Consider the following 19094-nt stretch of genomic DNA (forward strand, 5'->3'; position numbering starts at 1 on the left):
GGACCGGAAGGCGAGGGAGAAGTATGTGCGCCAGGAGGGCGAAAAAGAAGGGTTCGAAAAGGGGCTGCAGAAAGGGATAAATGAGGGGATAGAAAAAGGGATAGAGATTTTTATCTCAGATAATCTGGAAGAAGGAAAAAGCAGACAGCAGATTATTGAAAAGCTGGTAAAAAGATTTGGGCTGTCGGAAAATGACGCCATAATGCTTGTAGAAAAACATATGGAAGGATTGAAAATGTAAGGTAACAGTTCAGGCAGGTTTGCGCATTCTCTGCGCAAACCGTGAGAAAACATAATGCCAGCAGGCATCCGCCCCTCGCCAAAGGCGACTTATCATGGGCGGATGCAGTAACAGTTCGGCCGAAGGCTGAACTGTTGTTACTGTACACTCCGTGACCAGTAACTGTATAAATCCATTAAAAATTGCCTGCGGCAATGGGATTTATGCACTCTTGAATCACTTTCTTACGTACTGTGCAGTAAATGCACAGTACTGAGTGAACAGTAACCTGAACTGTTACAATGCAAGATTGAAAATACCCTAAATGCTTGACAAAACCCAGTATTTCGCCTAATATCAATACGTATACAGATATGGCAAAGAAGAGGAAAAGTAAGCTGTAAGCTTTTCAGCAGAGAGAAAACCACAGGTGGAAGGTTTTTGTAAAGCGGCGGCCCAACCGGCCTCGGAGCCTTATGCGAAAGAAAGACATGCCGTGAAGAGTTGTTTTTAAGTGACTGTGTGGGAAACGGACAGTTACATTTTGGGCATATGCTTTCCCCAAGCATAACGTAAATCCGGCGTTAACGGAGCAGTTGAGAGAATACGCGAAGGCGTATTAAACAGGGTGGTACCGCCGGTTTTCCGGTCCCTTTGTCCAGGTTTTGGGAGTCTGGGCGGGGATGGAAAACGGCGGTTTTTTTGACGGCAGAATCCGGACAGGCGCCGGAATGCATGCTGTGAAGGAACTGAACCGTAAAAGCAAATGCAATTGTAAGAAAAGGAGAAGAAGAAATGGCTGACAAGAAACTGGTGGAAGCAATAACTTCCATGGATGAAGATTTTGCCCAATGGTACACCGACGTAGTAAAGAAAGCGGAGCTGATCGATTATACCAGCGTAAAGGGCTGCATGGTTATCAAACCGGCAGGCTACGCTATCTGGGAGCTAATCCAGAAGCAGCTGGACGAGAGATTTAAGGCAACCGGCGTGGAGAATGTATATCTTCCTATGTTCATACCGGAAAGCCTGCTGCAGAAGGAAAAGGATCATGTGGAGGGCTTTGCACCCGAGGTAGCATGGGTAACCCACGGAGGGCTTCAGCCGCTGCAGGAGCGCCTGTGCGTGCGTCCCACCTCAGAAACCCTTTTCTGTGATTTTTATAAAAATGACATTCATTCCTACAGAGATCTCCCGAAGGTATATAACCAGTGGTGCTCCGTTGTCCGCTGGGAGAAGGAAACCAGGCCGTTCCTGCGTTCCCGCGAATTCCTCTGGCAGGAGGGACATACCGCCCATGCCACTATGGAGGAAGCGGAGGAGCGCACGATTCAGATGCTGAACATTTATGCGGACTTCTGCGAGCAGGTTCTGGCCATGCCCGTAATTAAGGGACGTAAGACGGATAAGGAAAAATTCGCAGGTGCGGAATCCACCTACACTATCGAAGCGCTGATGCATGACGGAAAAGCGCTGCAGTCAGGGACAAGCCATAATTTCGGAGACGGCTTTGCGAAAGCGTTCGGCATCCAGTTTACGGACAGAGACAATACATTGAAATACGTTTACCAGACCTCCTGGGGAATGACCACCCGCCTGATTGGCGCGATCATCATGGTACACGGTGACAATTCCGGGCTGGTACTGCCGCCCAAAGTAGCGCCCACCCAGATCATGATCATCCCTATCCAGCAGAAGAAGGAAGGCGTTCTGGATACCGCTTACCAGCTCAGGGACAGACTGAGCAACTTCCGCGTAAAGGTGGATGATTCCGATAAGAGCCCCGGATGGAAATTCTCCGAGCAGGAAATGCGCGGCATCCCGATCCGTGTGGAAATCGGTCCTAAGGATATCGAGGCAGGAAAGTGTGTCATCTGCCGCAGGGATACCAGGGAAAAGATTGAGGTTGCCCTGGACGAGCTGGAAGCAAAGGCAGGGGAGCTTCTGGAGCAGATCCAGAAAGACATGCTGGAACGCGCCCGCGCCCACAGGGATTCCCATACCTATACGGCGCGGAATATGGAGGAGCTGGAGGAAATACTGAACAGCAAGCCCGGCTTCGTAAAGGCCATGTGGTGCGGCGACCAGGCCTGCGAGGATACCATTAAGGAAAAATTCGCAGCAACCAGCCGCTGTATGCCCTTTGAACAGGAGCAGATTTCCGATACATGTGTCTGCTGCGGAAAACCGGCCAAAAAGATGGTTTACTGGGGAAGAGCATATTAATTTTAAAATTTTATAAATAGGCAGCTGCGGGCTGCCTCCTATGATAAAAGCTGGAGGAGGGAATAATATATTTCTATTCTCCGGCTTTTTCAGTCTGAAATTTGCAGCAGACAGGGAGCATGGCGGCAGCAGATAATTAATATATTAATTGCATCATATACGGTATATTTGATTTCTATCGATTATGCGATAATCTTTTGCCGTTGTTTACTTTGGTGAAGTGCTGAAGTATAATGAAATGGAAGAAGGAAAGAATCCTTACTTCCGAGGAATATATATCATATATTAGTACCCATTGCGAACATATCACTTTGGAAGAGCCTTATAAGTCAGCCTTTTACGCGGGAATTAAGAAAGCGATTATGGAAAATGATGATAAGATTGTAATTATTGATACAATACCTCTGTATTTAGTACAGAAGCCGCAATAACCAAGTCAGGAAACGGTAACAGGGGAATGCAACAGCTGTAAGGAGGTGTTTTACATAATTCCCATCCTGAAAAAAGTATGATAGAATACTCTCATAGGCTCTGGGGCAAAGGCAGGCTTAAAGGCCCGCGGAAATAAACTGTAGGAGGACATTGGAAGATGAAGGTTTTGGTTATTAACTGCGGCAGTTCATCCCTGAAATATCAGCTGATTGACAGCGAAAGGGAAGAGGTGCTTGCAAAAGGACTCTGTGAAAGAATCGGCATTGACGGCAGCAACATCGCCCATCAGCCGGCCGGCGGAGAAAAGGTGAAGGAAGAGGCGGCAATGCCTGATCATACAGCGGCAGTCAAGCTGGTTATCAGTAAGCTTACGGACGAAAAGGTAGGAGTCATCCGTTCCCTGACGGAAATTGACGCCGTAGGGCACCGTATGGTGCATGGAGGAGAGAATTTCTCCGGTTCCGTAATCATCAATGAAGAGGTAATTAAGGCCATTGAGGACTGCAATGATCTGGCGCCGTTACATAATCCGGCCAATCTTATCGGCGTGAGATCCTGCCAGGCAATTATGCCGGGTGTTCCGATGGTGGCGGTATTCGACACAGCCTTCCATCAGACCATGCCGGAAAAAGCATACCTGTACGGCCTTCCCTACGATTATTATAAGAAATATAAAATCAGACGCTACGGCTTCCATGGGACCAGCCACGATTTTGTATCAAAAAGAGCGGCTGAGATCCTGGGAAAAGACAGAAAGGATCTGAAAATCATTGTTTGCCACTTAGGCAACGGCGCATCCGTATCCGCTGTAAAATACGGGGAATCCGTGGACACCTCCATGGGCCTGACACCGCTGGAGGGCCTGATTATGGGAACCCGCAGCGGCGACCTGGATCCCGCCATCATTTCCTTCCTGGCAGAAAAAGAAGGCATGACAGCCTCCCAGGTGATCGATGTATGCAATAAGAAATCGGGCGTGCTGGGACTTTCCGATGGATATTCCAGCGATTTCCGTGACCTGGTTCAGGCCTCTGAAACGGGAAATGAGCAGGCAAAGCATGCGCTGGAGGCTTATGCTTACCGTGTGGGCAAGTATATCGGCGCCTATGCGGCGGCCATGAACGGCGTGGATGTGATTGCATTTACCGCCGGCGTAGGCGAAAACAATGCAGAGGTGCGCGCCATGATCGGGGAATATATCGGTTACCTTGGCACCAACATCGATGCGGAAAGAAATAAAGTGCGCGGCGAGGAAATCATCCTTTCTGACGAGGGCAGCAAAGTAGTTACCATGGTGGTTCCCACCAACGAAGAGCTGGCCATCGCCCGTGAAACAGTCAGACTTGTAAAATGAGCATCATGATCTGATGAGAATGAGGGGTGCCATACCGGCGCCCCTTTTCTCTGAAAAAAGAGCAGCGCCGGTAACGCAGCCTGCTCCCTACAAGGAGAACGTATTTATGAACAACGAATATATAGCAAGTGTAAATTCCGGATTCTTTTACCTGCTGGTTGCCGGCGTCCTTCTTTTTATTACGATAATGTGTTTTGTTTATCTGATAAAGAGCTACCGTGCGGGCCTGGCGATCGGAATGGATAAAAAAGTGCTGAAGAGAGCCATTATCTCCAGCGCCACCTTTACGATTCTGCCCAGTATCAGCATACTGTTGGGTGTCATTGCCCTGAGCGGAACGCTGGGAGTGCCCTTTTCCTGGCTGCGTCTGTCCGTTATCGGAGCGCTCCAGTATGAGCTTAACGTGGCTGAAATAGCAGCGCAGAGCATCGGCCTGTCCGGCCTGAAGCTTTCTGAAATGAGCATGTCGGCCTTTGCAACCATTTCTCTTGTAATGACAATTGGGATTCTGGGCGGTGTAATCTGCTGCATCCTTTTCCTGAAAAAATACCTGGGCAAAATCCAGAAGGCCCCCAAGGCAAAGGCGGAAGGAAAGCCTGGCTTTGGCGACCATGCGACTACCTGCATGTTTGTGGGACTGTGCGGCGCCTATATCGGCTCCTATGTGGGCACGCTGACCAGCAGCGGAAACTATGTGCCTCTGGCTGTGGCCGCCGTATCGGCTGCTTTTATGGCGGTATTCGAATATTTTACCAACAAAAAGGGCATTGCTGTGCTGGATAACTTCAGCATGGCGGTGAGTATGCTGGCGGGTATGGCGGCGGCTGTCATCATGAGCCTGGTATGAGGGAGGAGTGGAAATAATGGAAGAAAAAAAGAAGCAGCAGCTGCAGGATAACGAGGCGCAGAAGCAGGCCTTCCTGGAGGATTTTAATAACGGACTTCACCGCATCGGCAGATGCATGCTGATCGTGAGCATTATCCTGCTGGTAGGCGTCCCTTTTGTCATAGGAGCGATAAATGGTGTGACACCCAGCCTGAAGGGCTTTCTGGTGGGCTTTGCCAAGGTGGGAATCATCTATATCCCGGTAGCCATTGTTGAATTTCTGGTGTATACGCCCATGCTCGGCGTTGGCGGCAGCTACCTGGCTTTTATCACGGGAAATGTTACCAATATGAAAATCCCCTGCGCAATGAATGCCAGGGATATTGCCAAAACAAAGGTGGGAACACCGGAAAATGAAATTATTTCCACCATCAGCGTGGCAACCAGCGCTATTGTTACCACCCTGGTTATCGTAGCGGGAGTCATTCTGATGATTCCACTTCGCCCGGTGCTGGAAAATCCCGTGCTTGTGCCGGCTTTTGACAATGTGGTGCCCGCCCTGTTCGGCGCGCTGGGATTGAAATATTTTATGAAGAGTCCGAAAATCGCGGCCATTCCGGTACTGTCCATGACGCTGCTGTGCGTTCTGGTGCCTGCGGCCATATCCCAGACCAGCCTTCTGATGATTCCGGCAGGCGGGATGGCGCTGCTGATTGGCTGGGTTCTGTTCAAAAAAGGGAAGCTGTAAAAATAAGGAGGGAGTAGTGAGATGACAGGAAGCATATTGCTGGGGATTTTTATTATTATTTTGGTGCTTGCGGCCGTTCTTGTTGTGAGGACGTGCAGCAGGCAGCCTACACCGGCCATGACTGCCAGCGTGGAGCTGGATAAGGGACCCAGGGCCAGGGAGTATGGGGAACAGCTTTCGAAAATGATTCAGAAGGAAACCGTTTCCAGCCGTTTTGATTCGGATAAAACAAAATATTATGAGTTCCACAAAATTCTGGAGGAGCTTTTCCCTCTGGTGCATAAAACCTGTGAAAAACATGTTTTCAATGGCAATCTTCTTTTTAAATGGAGCGGGAAGGGAAAGGCGGAGCCGATCCTTCTTATGAGCCATCAGGATGTGGTGGAGGCGAACGGCAGCTGGGAGCATGAACCCTTTGGCGGCTATATTGACGGGGAAGGAAAACTCTGGGGGCGCGGCACCGTGGACACCAAGGGCAGCCTGTACTGTATTTTCCGTTCGGTGGAGGAGCTGATTGCGGAGGGCTTCCAGCCGGAGGGAGACGTGTATATAGCAAGCAGCTGTACGGAGGAGTTCAGCGGCGAGGGAGCGCCACTTACAGTGGAATACCTGCAGTCCCAGGGCGTAAAGCTTTCCCTTTTGATCGATGAGGGCGGTATGATTATGGAAGAGCCGATCGGCGGCGTGAAGGGAACCTATGCGATGGTAGGCGTCCTGGAAAAGGGTTATGGTGATCTGAAATTTATCGCAAAGGGCAAAGGCGGCCATGCCAGCGCCCCCGGAAAGAACACGCCCCTGGTGCGGCTTGGGAAATTCATGGCGGATGTGGAGAAGCAGGATCCCTTTACCAGTGAGTTCAATCCTACCGTACTGGAGATGTTCCGCCGCGTTACGCCTAATATGAACTTCGGGATGAAATTCGTATTTTCCAACCTGTGGCTGTTCAAACCGCTTCTGAAGAAGCTGATGCCTGTTATCAGCCCTCCGGGCGCGGCCATGCTGCATACCACCATTGCCTTCACCATGGCAAAGGGGGCTGACGGGCTGAATGTGCTGCCGCAGGAGGCTTATGTTACGGCTAACCTGCGTTTTATCCCGCACCAGTCCACGGATGAAAGCATCGAATTGATCACTGAAAAAGCAAAGGGGTATGATCTGGAAACCGAGGTTATTTACAAGGATTATCCCTGCCCTGTGGTAAATTATGAAGGCGATGCCTTTAAGAAAGTAGAACAGGCCATAAACGAAATCTATCCGGGAGTCGGCGTCAGCCCATACGTGATGACCGGCGGGACCGATGCCAAATATTACAAAAATATATGCGACAACTGCATCCGTTTTGCGCCGCTTTATATTAATAAGCAGCAGTATGAAAGCATTCATGGCGTGAATGAAAATATTTATATTGGAGCGCTTCCCATGGGAGTTGATTTCTATAAGAAGATTATTCGGGGGAATTGAGGATACTGTTTAGCAGTACAGCGATGAGTGGTAAATATAAAAAGTAAGGAGGGTCGGATGGAAAATCAGGAGAAAAAGCATAAACGCCGCGTCCGCTATGCAGGCGCGTATCCTAAAAACTATAAAGAGAAATACAAGGAGCTCAACCCGGAAAAATATGCGGATACCGTCTCAAGGGTAATTGAAAAAGGAAGCACTCCCGCGGGAATGCATATTTCTATTTGTGTGAAGGAAATTCTGGATTTCCTGCAGATCCAGCCGGGGCAGAAGGGGCTGGATGCCACGCTGGGCTACGGAGGCCATACACAGGAGATGCTGAAATGCCTGCAGTCCCAGGGGCATCTTTACGCGTTGGACGTGGATCCCATCGAGTCGGCAAAAACAAAGGAACGGCTGGAAAAGCTGGGCTATGGAGAGGATATCCTTACCATCCGGCTGCAGAACTTTGCAGATATCGATCTGGTGGCCAGGGATGCGGGGAAATTTGATTTTGTACTGGCGGATTTGGGTGTTTCCTCCATGCAGATTGATAATCCTGACAGGGGTTTTTCGTATAAAACAGAAGGGCCGCTGGATCTGCGCATGAATCCTCAGAAGGGCATCAGCGCGGCGCAGCGCCTGAAAAGCATTTCCCGGGATGAACTGCAGGGTATGCTTCAGGAGAATTCCGATGAGCCTTATGCAAAGGAGATTTCCCAGGAGGTGGTTTCCCGGCTGAAAAAAGGCGGGCATATCGAAACGACCGGGGAACTGCGCCAGACAATCGAGGACGCTCTTTCCTTTCTCCCGGCTTCGGAGAGAAAAGAGGCGGTGAAAAAATCCTGTCAGAGAACCTTCCAGGCGCTCAGGATTGATGTAAACAGTGAATTTGAGGCTCTCTATGCCCTGATGGAAAAGCTTCCACAGGTATTGGCACCCGGTGGAAGAGTGGCAATACTGACCTTCCATTCCGGGGAGGATCGCATCGTGAAGAAATCCTTTAAGCAGTTCTATAAGGCGGGGATTTACAGTGCGATTTCCGAAGAGGTGATTCGGCCTTCAGCGGAGGAATGCGCCAGAAACAGCAGGGCGCGTTCTACGAAGATGAGATGGGCAATCCGGGCGCAGGAGGATTGACAGGCAGCTTAATAAAATGCATGAAAGCAGGTCTTTTTGTGATTCCTTTTGAAAAAGGGAGGATGCAAAGGACCTGTTTTTTTGTCCATAACTGTGAGGGTGCTTAACTGTTATAAAAATGTAATCGTCCGGTTGTCTGAAAATTTATGAGAAAATAACCGATTGGGAACATATCATACAAGAAATCCGGGCTGAGAAATGGTATAGTCAGCTTCAAACAGGAAAAGGAGAGCAGAAGCTGATGAATGAACCGGCAGTAAAGATGGAAGAACAGATTATTAATCTGTTTCAGGAAGCGGAAACAGAGGTTTATGAAGGATGGGTGCTGAAAACCCTGGGCAACCGTCTGATAGTGTTTCCTTTATATAATGTGTGTCCTGATAATATGGATGAACGTATCCGGGCCTGTGAAAGGCTGGGTAATGAAAAATCGGCGGAATGTATGTTCCGGATTGCTGAGAATACAAACTTCTACCTGCATTCGCGTCTGGAAAAAAATCGATATATACTCAGGGAACGTACTATTGTGGGAGATTTGTCCATTACGGAGGAAACAGCGGATCGGTTCAGTTTGTATGGCAGAATTGAAAGTGAAAATGAGGACAGAACGGAAAGTATTATAGAAAGCAGAACTGCCGAAAGGGTGGAAAAATCCCCGGCTATTGATGCAAAGCCGGATCCCCGGACATCGTCGGATGGAAGGCTGGTTCTGGAAAAGGCGAAGGATGGATTGCGGACAGAGCCTGTTTATATGCTGCAAGAAGGGGAAAACAGGAGCTGGGAAAAGGCCGGCCGCCAGAGAATTGGCACCAAACGGGGGGATCATTTATTCATAGCGGATGCAAACAAAAGTTCCAGGCTTAAGGCGGCTGATATCCTGCATTTTTCATTAAGGAATAATATTACAAGGGTATTGGTTGACGTTCCGGAAGCCACATTCCTTTGTGAGAATTTCGAGGAGTATGGATTCCGTAAGGCATATTCCTGCTCTTGTTATAGGAAACAGCTTTAACAGTACGGATATAAAGACAGCATAATAATAGTTTCAATTTGATTCAGGCGGCAGGAAAGATTTTTCCCTGCCGCTTGATGAATTATTGTGGATAAATGGGTAAGAATTTGTTCTCTGTGGTGGATAAAGGTAATGCTGGATGGCTATAAAAGTATATGTTAGTTAACGGATACCAAAGCTTTTTTCTTTTGATGCCCTTCCGTAAATTTTTGTCTTGATGTTGCTGACAAGCTTAATATTATATAGCCTGTTTGGGAAAGTAAAAGGATCATTGTCTTAAAACCTGATTTAAGGTATCATAAAAGCAGGATAAAATGGAATTTTTAAACACCGGGGAAGGCCGGGCCAGAGGTACGAATTATGAAATCACTGCGTAGGAGACCCTTTCTGGGAATTCGGGAAAAAATGATCTTATGCTGTATTCTCTCCACAATTATCACGATTGTTTTTTCCGATCTGGTAGTCTATTGGATTTACCAAAAGGATATTACAGAAAAAGAATTTTTTTATATGGAAGATGGAAATCAGATTCTTTCAGATAATATTGATAATCTTATTTCAACCATTGAAGAGAAACTTGTGGCAGAGCTTGAATACTGTGCTGTCTTTTCCTATCAGGATGATTTGAGTAATCTTTATGTGGCGGACGTTATGAGAAGTCTGAAAAGGTTGGTTACGCTGATGAAAATGCGTGGTACCAATGTGAAAAGCATTTACATTCTGGATCAGTACACCTGCAGCTATTTTTACGATACCAAAGAAGAACTGCAATTAGAGGACTTTAAAGAAAAAACTGTTTACCAGGAAATCCGGGATAATTATAAGACTATGTTTCCACGTCAGGGCAGTACTCTGTGGCGCAGTTTTCCTGATAATCCTGATGAAATTTACCTGATTAAACACTATATTCATTCTGAAACTACGGACTATAAAGGAGTCGTCTGTCTGACTTTTGATAAAGACTATTTTCATACGCTGCTTGGAGAACATGACTTTTCCAGTATTATATATGATGAAAATGGTTATTTGCTATATTGCAGTGAAGATCTGAGAAGTTCCCTGCACGGAGAAGATGATTCTGTCAGAGACCAGTATTTGATTTCATCTACATCGGTTGGCAAGCGAGGCTGGACATTGGAAGCTTTGGTAAACAGAAGTACCATCCTGGCGCGCACCAAATCTTTGGCCGGGATTCTTCTGATTGTGGAGCTGGTGGTATTAATCGGCGTAATTTTTGTGATTGCCTATCTGTTTCGGGGCATGCTGGGGAACATTCTGGCGCTTGATAAAAGTTTTAGGGATATTAATGCTGGAAAGCCTGTAGATCATATTATTCCTCGCACTGGGGATGAAACCGCTTATTTGTGCCATCAATTTAATACTATGTATGAGGAACTGACTCAGAGTGTGGAAAAAATGGCTCAGGACAGTACACTCCGTGAACGGGCCGAATATAATGCGCTTCTGGCTCAGATGAATCCCCATTTTCTCTATAATACGCTGGAATCTATAAGCTCCATGGCAAAACTTTCCGGTCAGGAGGAAATTGTACGAGCCATTCATATGCTGGGCTATCTGCTGCGGGCCTCCATTAATGGAAGCACCCAGAAAATTCCTCTGCAGGAGGAACTTTTGTATATCCGCTATTATCTGGAATTGCAGAAACTTGTGACCGGGGGAAGCCGTTTAGAATGGGATATATCCATTGAACCAGGTACAGAACAGTATCTGGTTCCCAAGCTTATTCTGCAGCCGGTGGTGGAAAATTCAATTATTCATGGGCTTCATCTTATTGAGGACGATGGTATTATTGTAATTACCTCCGGGAAGAAAAATAAATGTCTGATACTGGAGGTATATGACAACGGAGAAGGAACCCGGCAGGAGGAAATAGATCGCATTCTGTCGGAGGAAGGACAGGAGGATTCCAGACATGACCGGGCGCATATAGGAATCCGCAGCATACAGAAGAGGATCCATATCCTGTATGGACCTGAATATGGCATGCAGATGGAAAGTTCACCTGGAAACGGCATGATAGTCAGAATTATACTGCCTTTAGAAAAATGTGAGGAAGAAAATGCATAAAATAATTGTTGCGGATGATAACCATTTGACTATACAAGCGCTGAAGGTTACGGTTCCTTGGGAAGAATGGGGATTTCAGCTGGTGGGATGTGCGGAGAATGGTGTAGATGCTTTGAGACAGATCTCTTTGTACCACCCGGATATTGCTATTCTGGACATCAATATGCCGGGGATGACTGGCCTTGAGGTAGCAAAACAACTTCTGGAGAAAAAAGAAAACATAATCTTTATCTTTCTCACGGCGTATGATGAGTTTTCCTATGCCCAGACTGCACTGAAAATAGGAGCTTTTGATTATCTGCTTAAGCCCCTGGATAACGAGGCTCTGAAAACAGTTTTAAAGCGTGCCGGAGAAGAACTGAACCGGAAAAGACAGACAGCCGTTATGCGCAGCAAACTTCGTTCTGATTATGAGAATTGGGCTGGACATCTGTTACAGGATAGCATTAATGGAATAACACGGTCAGTAACCGAACTGGAAGAAATGCTGCAGCAGGAATGGCGGCCGGCAGGCTATGAACTGATGCTGGTCAGCTCAGCAGATTTTCTATCTCCGGAAAGAATCGAGCAGCTGACTGATCAAATTCGTCAATGTCTCTCCGGGCAGGAGGCTTTGTATCAGTTTAAATATGTCCATACCCGTATAAAAGAAGGTTTTCTTATTCTGCTTGTTTTCCAGAAAATTCAGATCGTGCGGGACTATGATTTGGCTGCTCTTAAAATTGCAAACCGGATTGTGGATACCGGAGGCGCCTTGGAAGCGGATCTGTTTGTTGGAATCAGTGATTTTTCTGAAAGAAGTCTGGCTGCCCTGCCAAAGCTGTATGAGGAGGCGATATTTTCCGCAGAAAGCAGATTTTTCCTGGAGAATAAAACCGTAATCCACTATAAAAGTATTACAAGCAAAAGTTTCCGGAATGAATATATGCTCAGTAGAAAAATGCAGGATATGTTTCGGATATTATATACGGAACCTTGGGATTTTACTAATTATCTGGAAGAATTTATTGAATTGATTTTGCAGGAGACTTGCTATGATGTGAAATATGTTAAAAATATTTTTATGCAGATAGCCTTTACCATTACCTGCAGTATGCAGGAACGCAATACCGGAGACTGCTCTCTAAAATCCATGGAAACCATTCTGGAGGATATGCATAAAATTGACAGCATGCAAAGTATTATCTCCTACATCAGAACCTATACAGCACAGACCATAGGCCGGATTCAAAAGGAAAACAGCCAGATGTCCTGTCAGGGGAGAAAGGTTCTGGATTTTATAAATACACATTATATGGAGAATATTACTTTATATGATGTGGCAGAAGATGCCGGTATTTCAGAGAGCCATCTTTGTAGAGTTTTAAAGAAGGAAACCGGCGAATCCTTTGTAAACATTCTGAATAAAATCAGAATCCAAAAAGCGCAGAAACTTCTTCAAAAGGGCGATTTAAAGGTTTATGAAATTGCAGAAATCGTCGGATTTTCCAATTATGCATACTTTTATCAGGTATTTAAAAAAATCACCGGTTATTCTCCGAAGGAATACCATTAGGACACCGCTACAGTACAGGTCTGTGCATTTACTGCACAGGCCTGCTTTATTTAACAGATTGTGACGGATGATAAAATTTTGTTATAAAAAGGCAAAATTTTATATTATTCTTTCTTGGAAAATGATAGAATTCTGAAATTTTTATTTTCTCTAAGTACTGCTAAAATATATATATCAAGAAAACAAAAGAAAAAACATTACGGTTTTTGAAAAGCGATCGTAGTTTTTTCAAACAATTATGTTAAATAAACTAGGAGGATTTATTATGAAGCGTAAAGTTGTCAGTATGTTGCTATCCGCAGTTATGATGCTGTCTCTGCTTACAGGATGTGGTTCGAGTACAGGTGCCACTACATCGGAACCTGCTGCAGAGCCAGCAAAGGCCGCTGCAGAGTCCACTGCTACTGCGGAGACAACCGCAGAGGCTTCCACAGAGTCTGCGGATATTTCAGGTGAACTTAATATTATTCATTATCTGACAGAAACTGCCAAGCTGGCTGCCTTGGATGGGCTTGTAGAGGGCTTTAAAGAGGAATATCCCAACATAACGGTAAATGTAGAAGCCATGGCAATGGATAATTATTCAGATGTAATCAAGCTTAGATTTTCTACAGATGAGGCTCCTGATGTTATTTTCGGACAGCCCAAATCGTATACGGATTTGATTGACAACGGTCTGATCAAAGATCTGAGCGGAGAGGATTTTATCAGCAGACTGTCTGAAAGCTCCCGTAACTGCGTTACCTATAATGACGGTGTATATGGCGTGGCTCTGGATCAGATGGCCAATGTAGTATTCTACAACAAAGACATTTTTGACGAACAGGGACTGTCCGTTCCCACTACCTATTCTGAATTCATTGAGACCTGTGAAGCTTTGAAATCTGCCGGTATAACACCCTGTGCAGCTGGTTACCAGGATGATATCGCCTATGGTGCAAACTGGTATACCATTTATTATGGTTCCAAGTGGAATCAGGCACAAAATAACGCACAGGAACTGATGGACGGCGCGAGTCTTGCCGATTATCCCGGATACTCCGAAGCTCTTGATCAGTGGAGAGAGATTATGCTCAATTATCAGAATTCCGACTGCAAGACCATCGATACTGCCAGAGCAGAGCAGATGTTTGCAAACGGGGAAACCGGTATGATTATCATTGGAACCTGGGGCCTTGGTGCTATTATTGATTATAATCCGGATGGAAATTACGGAGGATTTACTTACCCTTCCGAGGAAAATGCAGATGAGTGCTACGTTCCTGTCAGCATTGACGATTCCTGGATGATTTCTGAAGGAACCCCCAATGAAGAAGCAGCTCTTGCATTCCTTGAATATGCAACCAGAGCAGAAGTAAACTCCAAATGGTGCGGCACCGCCTCCCAGCTGAGCGCACTGGAAGGGGTGGAATGCGATACTCTGCCCCAGGCAGCTCAGGATATCGCCAAAGAGATTGCCACAAAGAAAACCACTGCATGGTCTTCTGTTTCCAACTTCACTGGTCAGTTCAGTACAGTATATTCCAATTCCCTCCGCGACTTCGCAATGGATGATGAAATGACAAATGAGGAATTTATCATGGAAATGGATGAAGGTTTTGCAGCTGCAAGAAAGTAATCTGTACCTGGCATAAAACTGTGGGCATCGGCTGCGCTCGATGCCCCTTTTAAATAAGTGAGAAGGGTAGATTTATGGCGAAATTGAGTGATAAGAAAAAAAGGTGGATTAAAAATGAGGCGAAGGATTTCAGCTTCCTTCTTCCGTCCCTTGTCATATTTATTATAATAATAATTATTCCGTTGATTTCCGGAATCCGCTATACCTTTACGGACTGGAACGGAATGTCAAAGAATATTAACTATGTGGGACTCAAGAACTATTTTACCGTTTTCCAGGACAAAGATTTATTATTGCCAATCCGTAACACTGCGATTTTTACATTGGTGACTATGGTTTTGATCAATGCGCTGGGACTGGGTCTGGCTATGATGGTGGAAAAAGAATTTAAGGGCGTTAATGTTATCAAAAGCATTGTGTTCATTCCCCTGATTGTCAGCCTGGTACTGGTATCTTATATGTGGATGTATGTTTACAGCGATTTTTTTGGAATGCTTGGCTGGCCCAGCCCTCTGATTTCCAAGAAGACCGTATTACTGGGCTTGTGTGCGATGGCAATCTGGAAAGAGGTTGGACTTGCCATGATGATTTACCTGGCGGCCCTGAAAGGGGTATCTTCTGATTATTATGAGGCGGCGACCATCGACGGAGCGGGTTTTTGGGCAAAATTTAAAAATATTACCATCCCCATGATCGCGCCTGCCTTTACTTATTGTATCCCATTATGGCTTGCCGGTGGGTTGAGGATGTATGATTATTCCTATGTTGCCACCCAGGGAGGACCCAGCCATGCCAGTGAATCCATGGCATATTATATTTATCAGTATCTGTTCCCTTTTAATAAGGTTGGATACGGACAGACGGTAGCAGTGCTTTATCTGATTTTCTGCATTATCCTTTCTAACGTGATAACCAGAATGCTGAGAAGAAGGGAGATTGAGTTATGATACATACAAAAAAATATAAAATTCAGACAGCAGTCCGTATTGCAGTCCTGTGGCTCTTTGCCCTGATCTGTCTGGCTCCCTTTTATGTGGCGGTTTGTTATGCATTTAAGTCCAAAACGGAATTTGCAAAAACCAAGCTGGCATTTCCCACAACGCTTTATCTTCAGAATTTCAAGGATGCCTTTGCCTTGAAAAACTATTTCAACTCTGTGAAAAACAGCGCTATTGTAGCAGTTTGTGTTGTGCTTCTGATTGTCGTGATTTGTTCCATGAGCGCTTATATTATTACAAGGAAAAATAACAAATTTTACAATTTTATTTTTTATTTCTTTCAGATGGTTATTCTGATTCCTTTTCAGACCATCATGTTTCCCCTTTACAGGGAACTGTATTCCCTGCATGCGCTCAGTACACTGTGGGGACTGATTTTTACAGAACTTGGCGTGTATATGGGATACTATATTTTTCTGTACGCAGGGTTTATCAAGAGCGTTCCTATTGCATTGGAGGAAGCTGCAAGAATCGATGGCTGTGATCGTTATCAGGTGTTTATCCGTATTGTTTTCCCGCTGCTTAAGCCAATCACCATGACGGTAGTAGTTCTGTGCTTCCTGGCTTCCTGGAATGACTTTTTCCTGCCTTTGATTATGGTACAGAAGGATGAAGTAAAAACGCTTCCTCTCATGCAGTTCTTCTTTTTCGGAGAATATACCAGCAATATTAATCTGGCGTTTGCAGCTTCTATTCTATCTATGATTCCGGCTGTAGCAGTATATTTCTGTGCGCAGAAATATATAGTGGCGGGTATGACTGCGGGAGCTGTAAAATCATAAATGACTGGCCGTGTATTTTTTGTAAATCAGGGGTATATAGAAAGGATTGGTGACTTGAGTATATGAAACAAAAATGGACGAAAGAAGAAATCTGGAGCTGGTACAAAGCACAGCCCTGGATTACAGGCTTTAATTTTATTCCCAGTGGTGCTGTGGATGGAGGTATCTGGCTTCTTCAGGAATATGATCATGAAAGAGCCTTCAGGGAATCCGCAAAAGAAATTGCTCTGGCGGCAAGCCTGGGTTTTAATAGTATTCGTTTTTTTGTACCTTTTTATCTGTGGAGGGTGCAGCATGATTCCTTCATGAAGAATTTCAAAGAATTCTTATCGCTCCTGGATCTGTATCATATGACTATGATGCCTGTCCTGTTTAATGACTGCTGTGTTGCAAAATCCAAATATACCGAGCCGGTGTTGGGGCCGCAGCCGGAACCGGTTCCCGGCTATTTCGGTGGAACTCCTGTTACACCGTTTGATGAGGATACCCAAAACGGGGACATTACTGGATACGATATCACAGATGAACCGGAGATGGAACCTGTGGTATGCGCTTATGTAAAAGAGCTTGCGCAGACGTATGGACAGGACGATCGGATTCTGATCTGGAATATCTGGAATGAAGCAGGCAATTCCCAGCGCCTGGAAAAGTCGGTTCCCCTGATGAAGAAGGTTTTTGCATGGATGCGTGAAGAAGATGTAAAACAGCCTCTGACTGCAGATGTATGGGGAGCAGGCGCTGAACATCCTTACGGCTGGCTAAAGAATCCGGGAATTTATGCGGATGTGGAAAAGGAAGCAATTGCGCTGTCTGATATCATTACCTTCCATTTCTACGGAGACTATTCACATTCCCGCATGTACATTAAATGCCTGAAAGAATACGGAAGGCCCTTGATTAATACGGAATGGATGCATCGCCCCTACCGCAGTATCATTCAGACCCACCTTCCTCTCTGGAAAAAGGAAAAAATAGGGAGCTATTTCTTCGGCTTTGTCAATGGAAAAGCACAGTTTAATTATGTCTGGGAATTTATTAAAAATCTTCCGGATATTGACACAAGACTGTGGATGCATGATATTTTCCATTCGGATTTCACTCCCTATGATGAGGAAGAGATCGAAGTAATCAGAGAGTGCAACAGGGATAAAAATATTTTCTGACAAAGGAAATTGTGAATAAAAATTTATACGATGGAACAATCCGCCCGGCAACATTGCCGGGCGGATTGTTCCCCAATTAACGGATATCGGATGAAAGCATTCCCTCAGACATTCGTACACCCTTTCCCATGACAAGCAGTTCCCTGTGCAGATGCACCGCCATGAACACAGTGACGATTGCAGAAATAACATCGGCAATCGGCTGTGCATAAAGAATACCGTTGATTCCCCAGAGAGCTGGCAGGAGAAGGATGATGGGAACAAAGCAGATTCCCTGCCGGCATGCGCCGAGGACAAAGCCTTCCTTCGCTTTTCCAAGCGCCAGGAAAAGAGAGGAGTATACAGTATAGAAGCCGAAAAGAAGGAAGGAAAGGCCATTTGCCCGCAAGGCCTTCTGGCCGGCCTGAATGAAATCCAGGTCCCCTTTTGTAAACTGGGACATAATCTGAGTGGGAAACAGGGCCATCACCAGGCCAAACATGGCGCAGAAGATGGTAGACCACAGGATGGAGATCCGGATCGCCTCATGGAGACGGTCATACTTTTGGGAACCGTAGCTGTAACCGGCAATCGGCTGAAATCCCTTCATGAAGCCAAAAACCATCAGGCTGCCCATGGAAATAATTCTTGTAACCACACCCATCCCGGCAATTACGGAGTCCCCGTATCCCTTTGTCTGCAAGTTAATCAGGGTGATGGACAGGCTGGTCAGCAGCTGGAATACCAGCGTGGGGATTCCTATTTTCAGTATTTCGGACATAATTTCCCTGGAAAAACAGCATTTACTGATATGAAAGCTGAAAACACTTTTTTTCCTGAGCACATAGAACAGATATACAAGCGTGGATACAACCTGTGAAATGGCAGTTGCAATTGCCGCGCCGGCAACTCCCAGATGCAGGGCATAAATAAAAATAGGATCCAGAGCCATATTCAGGACCGCGCCTGTCAGCAGTGCGCACATGGTTGTTTTTGCAGCGCCCTCACTTGTGACGATATTGTTCATGGTGACATTGAATATGTTGAAAATTGATGAGGTTACATAAATTGCAGTATAGGTTACCGCATAGGGCAGGATGCTTTCCGTGGCACCCAGAAGCTTCAGTATCGGCTTCAGAAAAAACAGGGAACAGAGTATCATTGCCGCCCCAACAAACAGGCTGCTGTACAGGGCGGTGCTTGCAACCTTGTCCGCGGCCTCCTTTTCTCCACGGCCCAGCAGGCGGGAGATATAGGACGCAGCGCCGTTCCCGAATAGCAGCCCCAGCCCCACGATGACCTGCCCCAGGGGGAAGGCTACGGAAATAGCCCCCATCTGGCTGGTGCCCAGCCCACCGACAAAATAGGCATCCACCAGGTTGTATAATGCATTGATCATCATACCGATCATGGTCGGCAGACCCATGGCCAGGAGCGCCTTTGATACAGGGGCGCTTCCCAGCAGTTCCATTTTTTTGTTGCTTCCATTCATGATTGTCACTCCTTTTTTCTTGAC

General features: G+C 46.0%; 15 protein-coding genes and 1 other annotated feature. Of the genes, 14 read left to right on the forward strand and 1 reads right to left on the reverse strand.

Annotation, left to right across the window (positions count from 1 at the left end; genetic code table 11):
* From HMPREF1548_RS29905 to HMPREF1548_RS08605, 14 genes are all read left to right on the forward strand, one after another.
* Positions 1-241: cytochrome c-type biogenesis protein (locus tag HMPREF1548_RS29905; protein WP_021635574.1), on the forward strand; the 241-nt coding region annotated here is incomplete at its 5' end.
* A 350-nt stretch (positions 242-591) separates the two neighbouring features.
* Positions 592-877: a binding site (T-box leader), on the forward strand.
* A 138-nt stretch (positions 878-1015) separates the two neighbouring features.
* Positions 1016-2446, forward strand: a complete 1431-nt coding sequence (gene proS / locus HMPREF1548_RS08540; RefSeq protein ID WP_021635576.1) for a proline--tRNA ligase — start codon at positions 1016-1018, stop codon at positions 2444-2446.
* Positions 2447-3035: 589 nt separating this feature from the next.
* Positions 3036-4232 carry an acetate kinase gene (locus HMPREF1548_RS08550; RefSeq protein WP_021635578.1) on the forward strand — a complete coding sequence of 399 codons (1197 nt, stop codon included), beginning with the start codon at positions 3036-3038 and terminating at the stop codon, positions 4230-4232.
* Positions 4233-4338: 106 nt separating this feature from the next.
* The gene (locus HMPREF1548_RS08555) at positions 4339-5079 is read left to right on the forward strand and encodes a DUF5058 family protein (RefSeq protein WP_025488152.1); all 741 of its coding nucleotides are present in this window, start codon (positions 4339-4341) and stop codon (positions 5077-5079) included.
* 16 nt (positions 5080-5095) lie between these two features.
* A complete protein-coding gene (locus HMPREF1548_RS08560) occupies positions 5096-5806 on the forward strand; it encodes a hypothetical protein (RefSeq protein ID WP_021635580.1) in 711 nt (236 codons plus the stop codon).
* Positions 5807-5827: 21 nt separating this feature from the next.
* The gene (locus HMPREF1548_RS08565; RefSeq protein WP_021635581.1) at positions 5828-7267 is read left to right on the forward strand and encodes a M20/M25/M40 family metallo-hydrolase; all 1440 of its coding nucleotides are present in this window, start codon (positions 5828-5830) and stop codon (positions 7265-7267) included.
* A 57-nt stretch (positions 7268-7324) separates the two neighbouring features.
* On the forward strand, positions 7325-8383 hold the full coding sequence (gene rsmH / locus HMPREF1548_RS08570) for a 16S rRNA (cytosine(1402)-N(4))-methyltransferase RsmH (protein WP_035321610.1): 1059 nt from the start codon (positions 7325-7327) through the stop codon (positions 8381-8383).
* Between the two features lie 241 nt (positions 8384-8624).
* The gene (locus HMPREF1548_RS08575) at positions 8625-9395 is read left to right on the forward strand and encodes a hypothetical protein (RefSeq protein WP_021635583.1); all 771 of its coding nucleotides are present in this window, start codon (positions 8625-8627) and stop codon (positions 9393-9395) included.
* 360 nt (positions 9396-9755) lie between these two features.
* Positions 9756-11483 (forward strand): cache domain-containing sensor histidine kinase, encoded by a 1728-nt coding sequence (locus HMPREF1548_RS08580; RefSeq protein ID WP_021635584.1) that lies wholly within the window; start codon positions 9756-9758, stop codon positions 11481-11483.
* Positions 11476-13038: a response regulator transcription factor gene (locus HMPREF1548_RS08585; RefSeq protein WP_021635585.1), complete on the forward strand. Its 1563-nt coding sequence runs from the start codon at positions 11476-11478 to the stop codon at positions 13036-13038. The genes HMPREF1548_RS08580 and HMPREF1548_RS08585 overlap by 8 nt, the downstream gene beginning before the upstream one ends.
* Positions 13039-13303: 265 nt before the next feature.
* The gene (locus HMPREF1548_RS08590; RefSeq protein WP_035321612.1) at positions 13304-14656 is read left to right on the forward strand and encodes an ABC transporter substrate-binding protein; all 1353 of its coding nucleotides are present in this window, start codon (positions 13304-13306) and stop codon (positions 14654-14656) included.
* A gap of 74 nt (positions 14657-14730) precedes the next feature.
* The gene (locus HMPREF1548_RS08595) at positions 14731-15603 is read left to right on the forward strand and encodes a carbohydrate ABC transporter permease (protein WP_021635587.1); all 873 of its coding nucleotides are present in this window, start codon (positions 14731-14733) and stop codon (positions 15601-15603) included.
* Complete coding sequence (locus HMPREF1548_RS08600) at positions 15600-16436, forward strand: carbohydrate ABC transporter permease (protein ID WP_021635588.1); 837 nt, start codon at positions 15600-15602, stop codon at positions 16434-16436. Before HMPREF1548_RS08595 ends, HMPREF1548_RS08600 begins: the two co-directional genes overlap by 4 nt.
* Before the next feature lie 62 nt (positions 16437-16498).
* Positions 16499-17599: a hypothetical protein gene (locus HMPREF1548_RS08605; protein WP_021635589.1), complete on the forward strand. Its 1101-nt coding sequence runs from the start codon at positions 16499-16501 to the stop codon at positions 17597-17599.
* Between the two features lie 76 nt (positions 17600-17675).
* Here HMPREF1548_RS08605 and HMPREF1548_RS08610 read toward each other — a convergent pair whose 3' ends face one another.
* Complete coding sequence (locus HMPREF1548_RS08610) at positions 17676-19070, reverse strand: MATE family efflux transporter (protein ID WP_021635590.1); 1395 nt, start codon at positions 19068-19070, stop codon at positions 17676-17678.
* Positions 19071-19094 lie beyond the last annotated feature (24 nt).

This window comes from Clostridium sp. KLE 1755 (assembly GCF_000466465.2).
Taxonomy (GTDB): domain Bacteria; phylum Bacillota; class Clostridia; order Lachnospirales; family Lachnospiraceae; genus Eisenbergiella; species Eisenbergiella porci.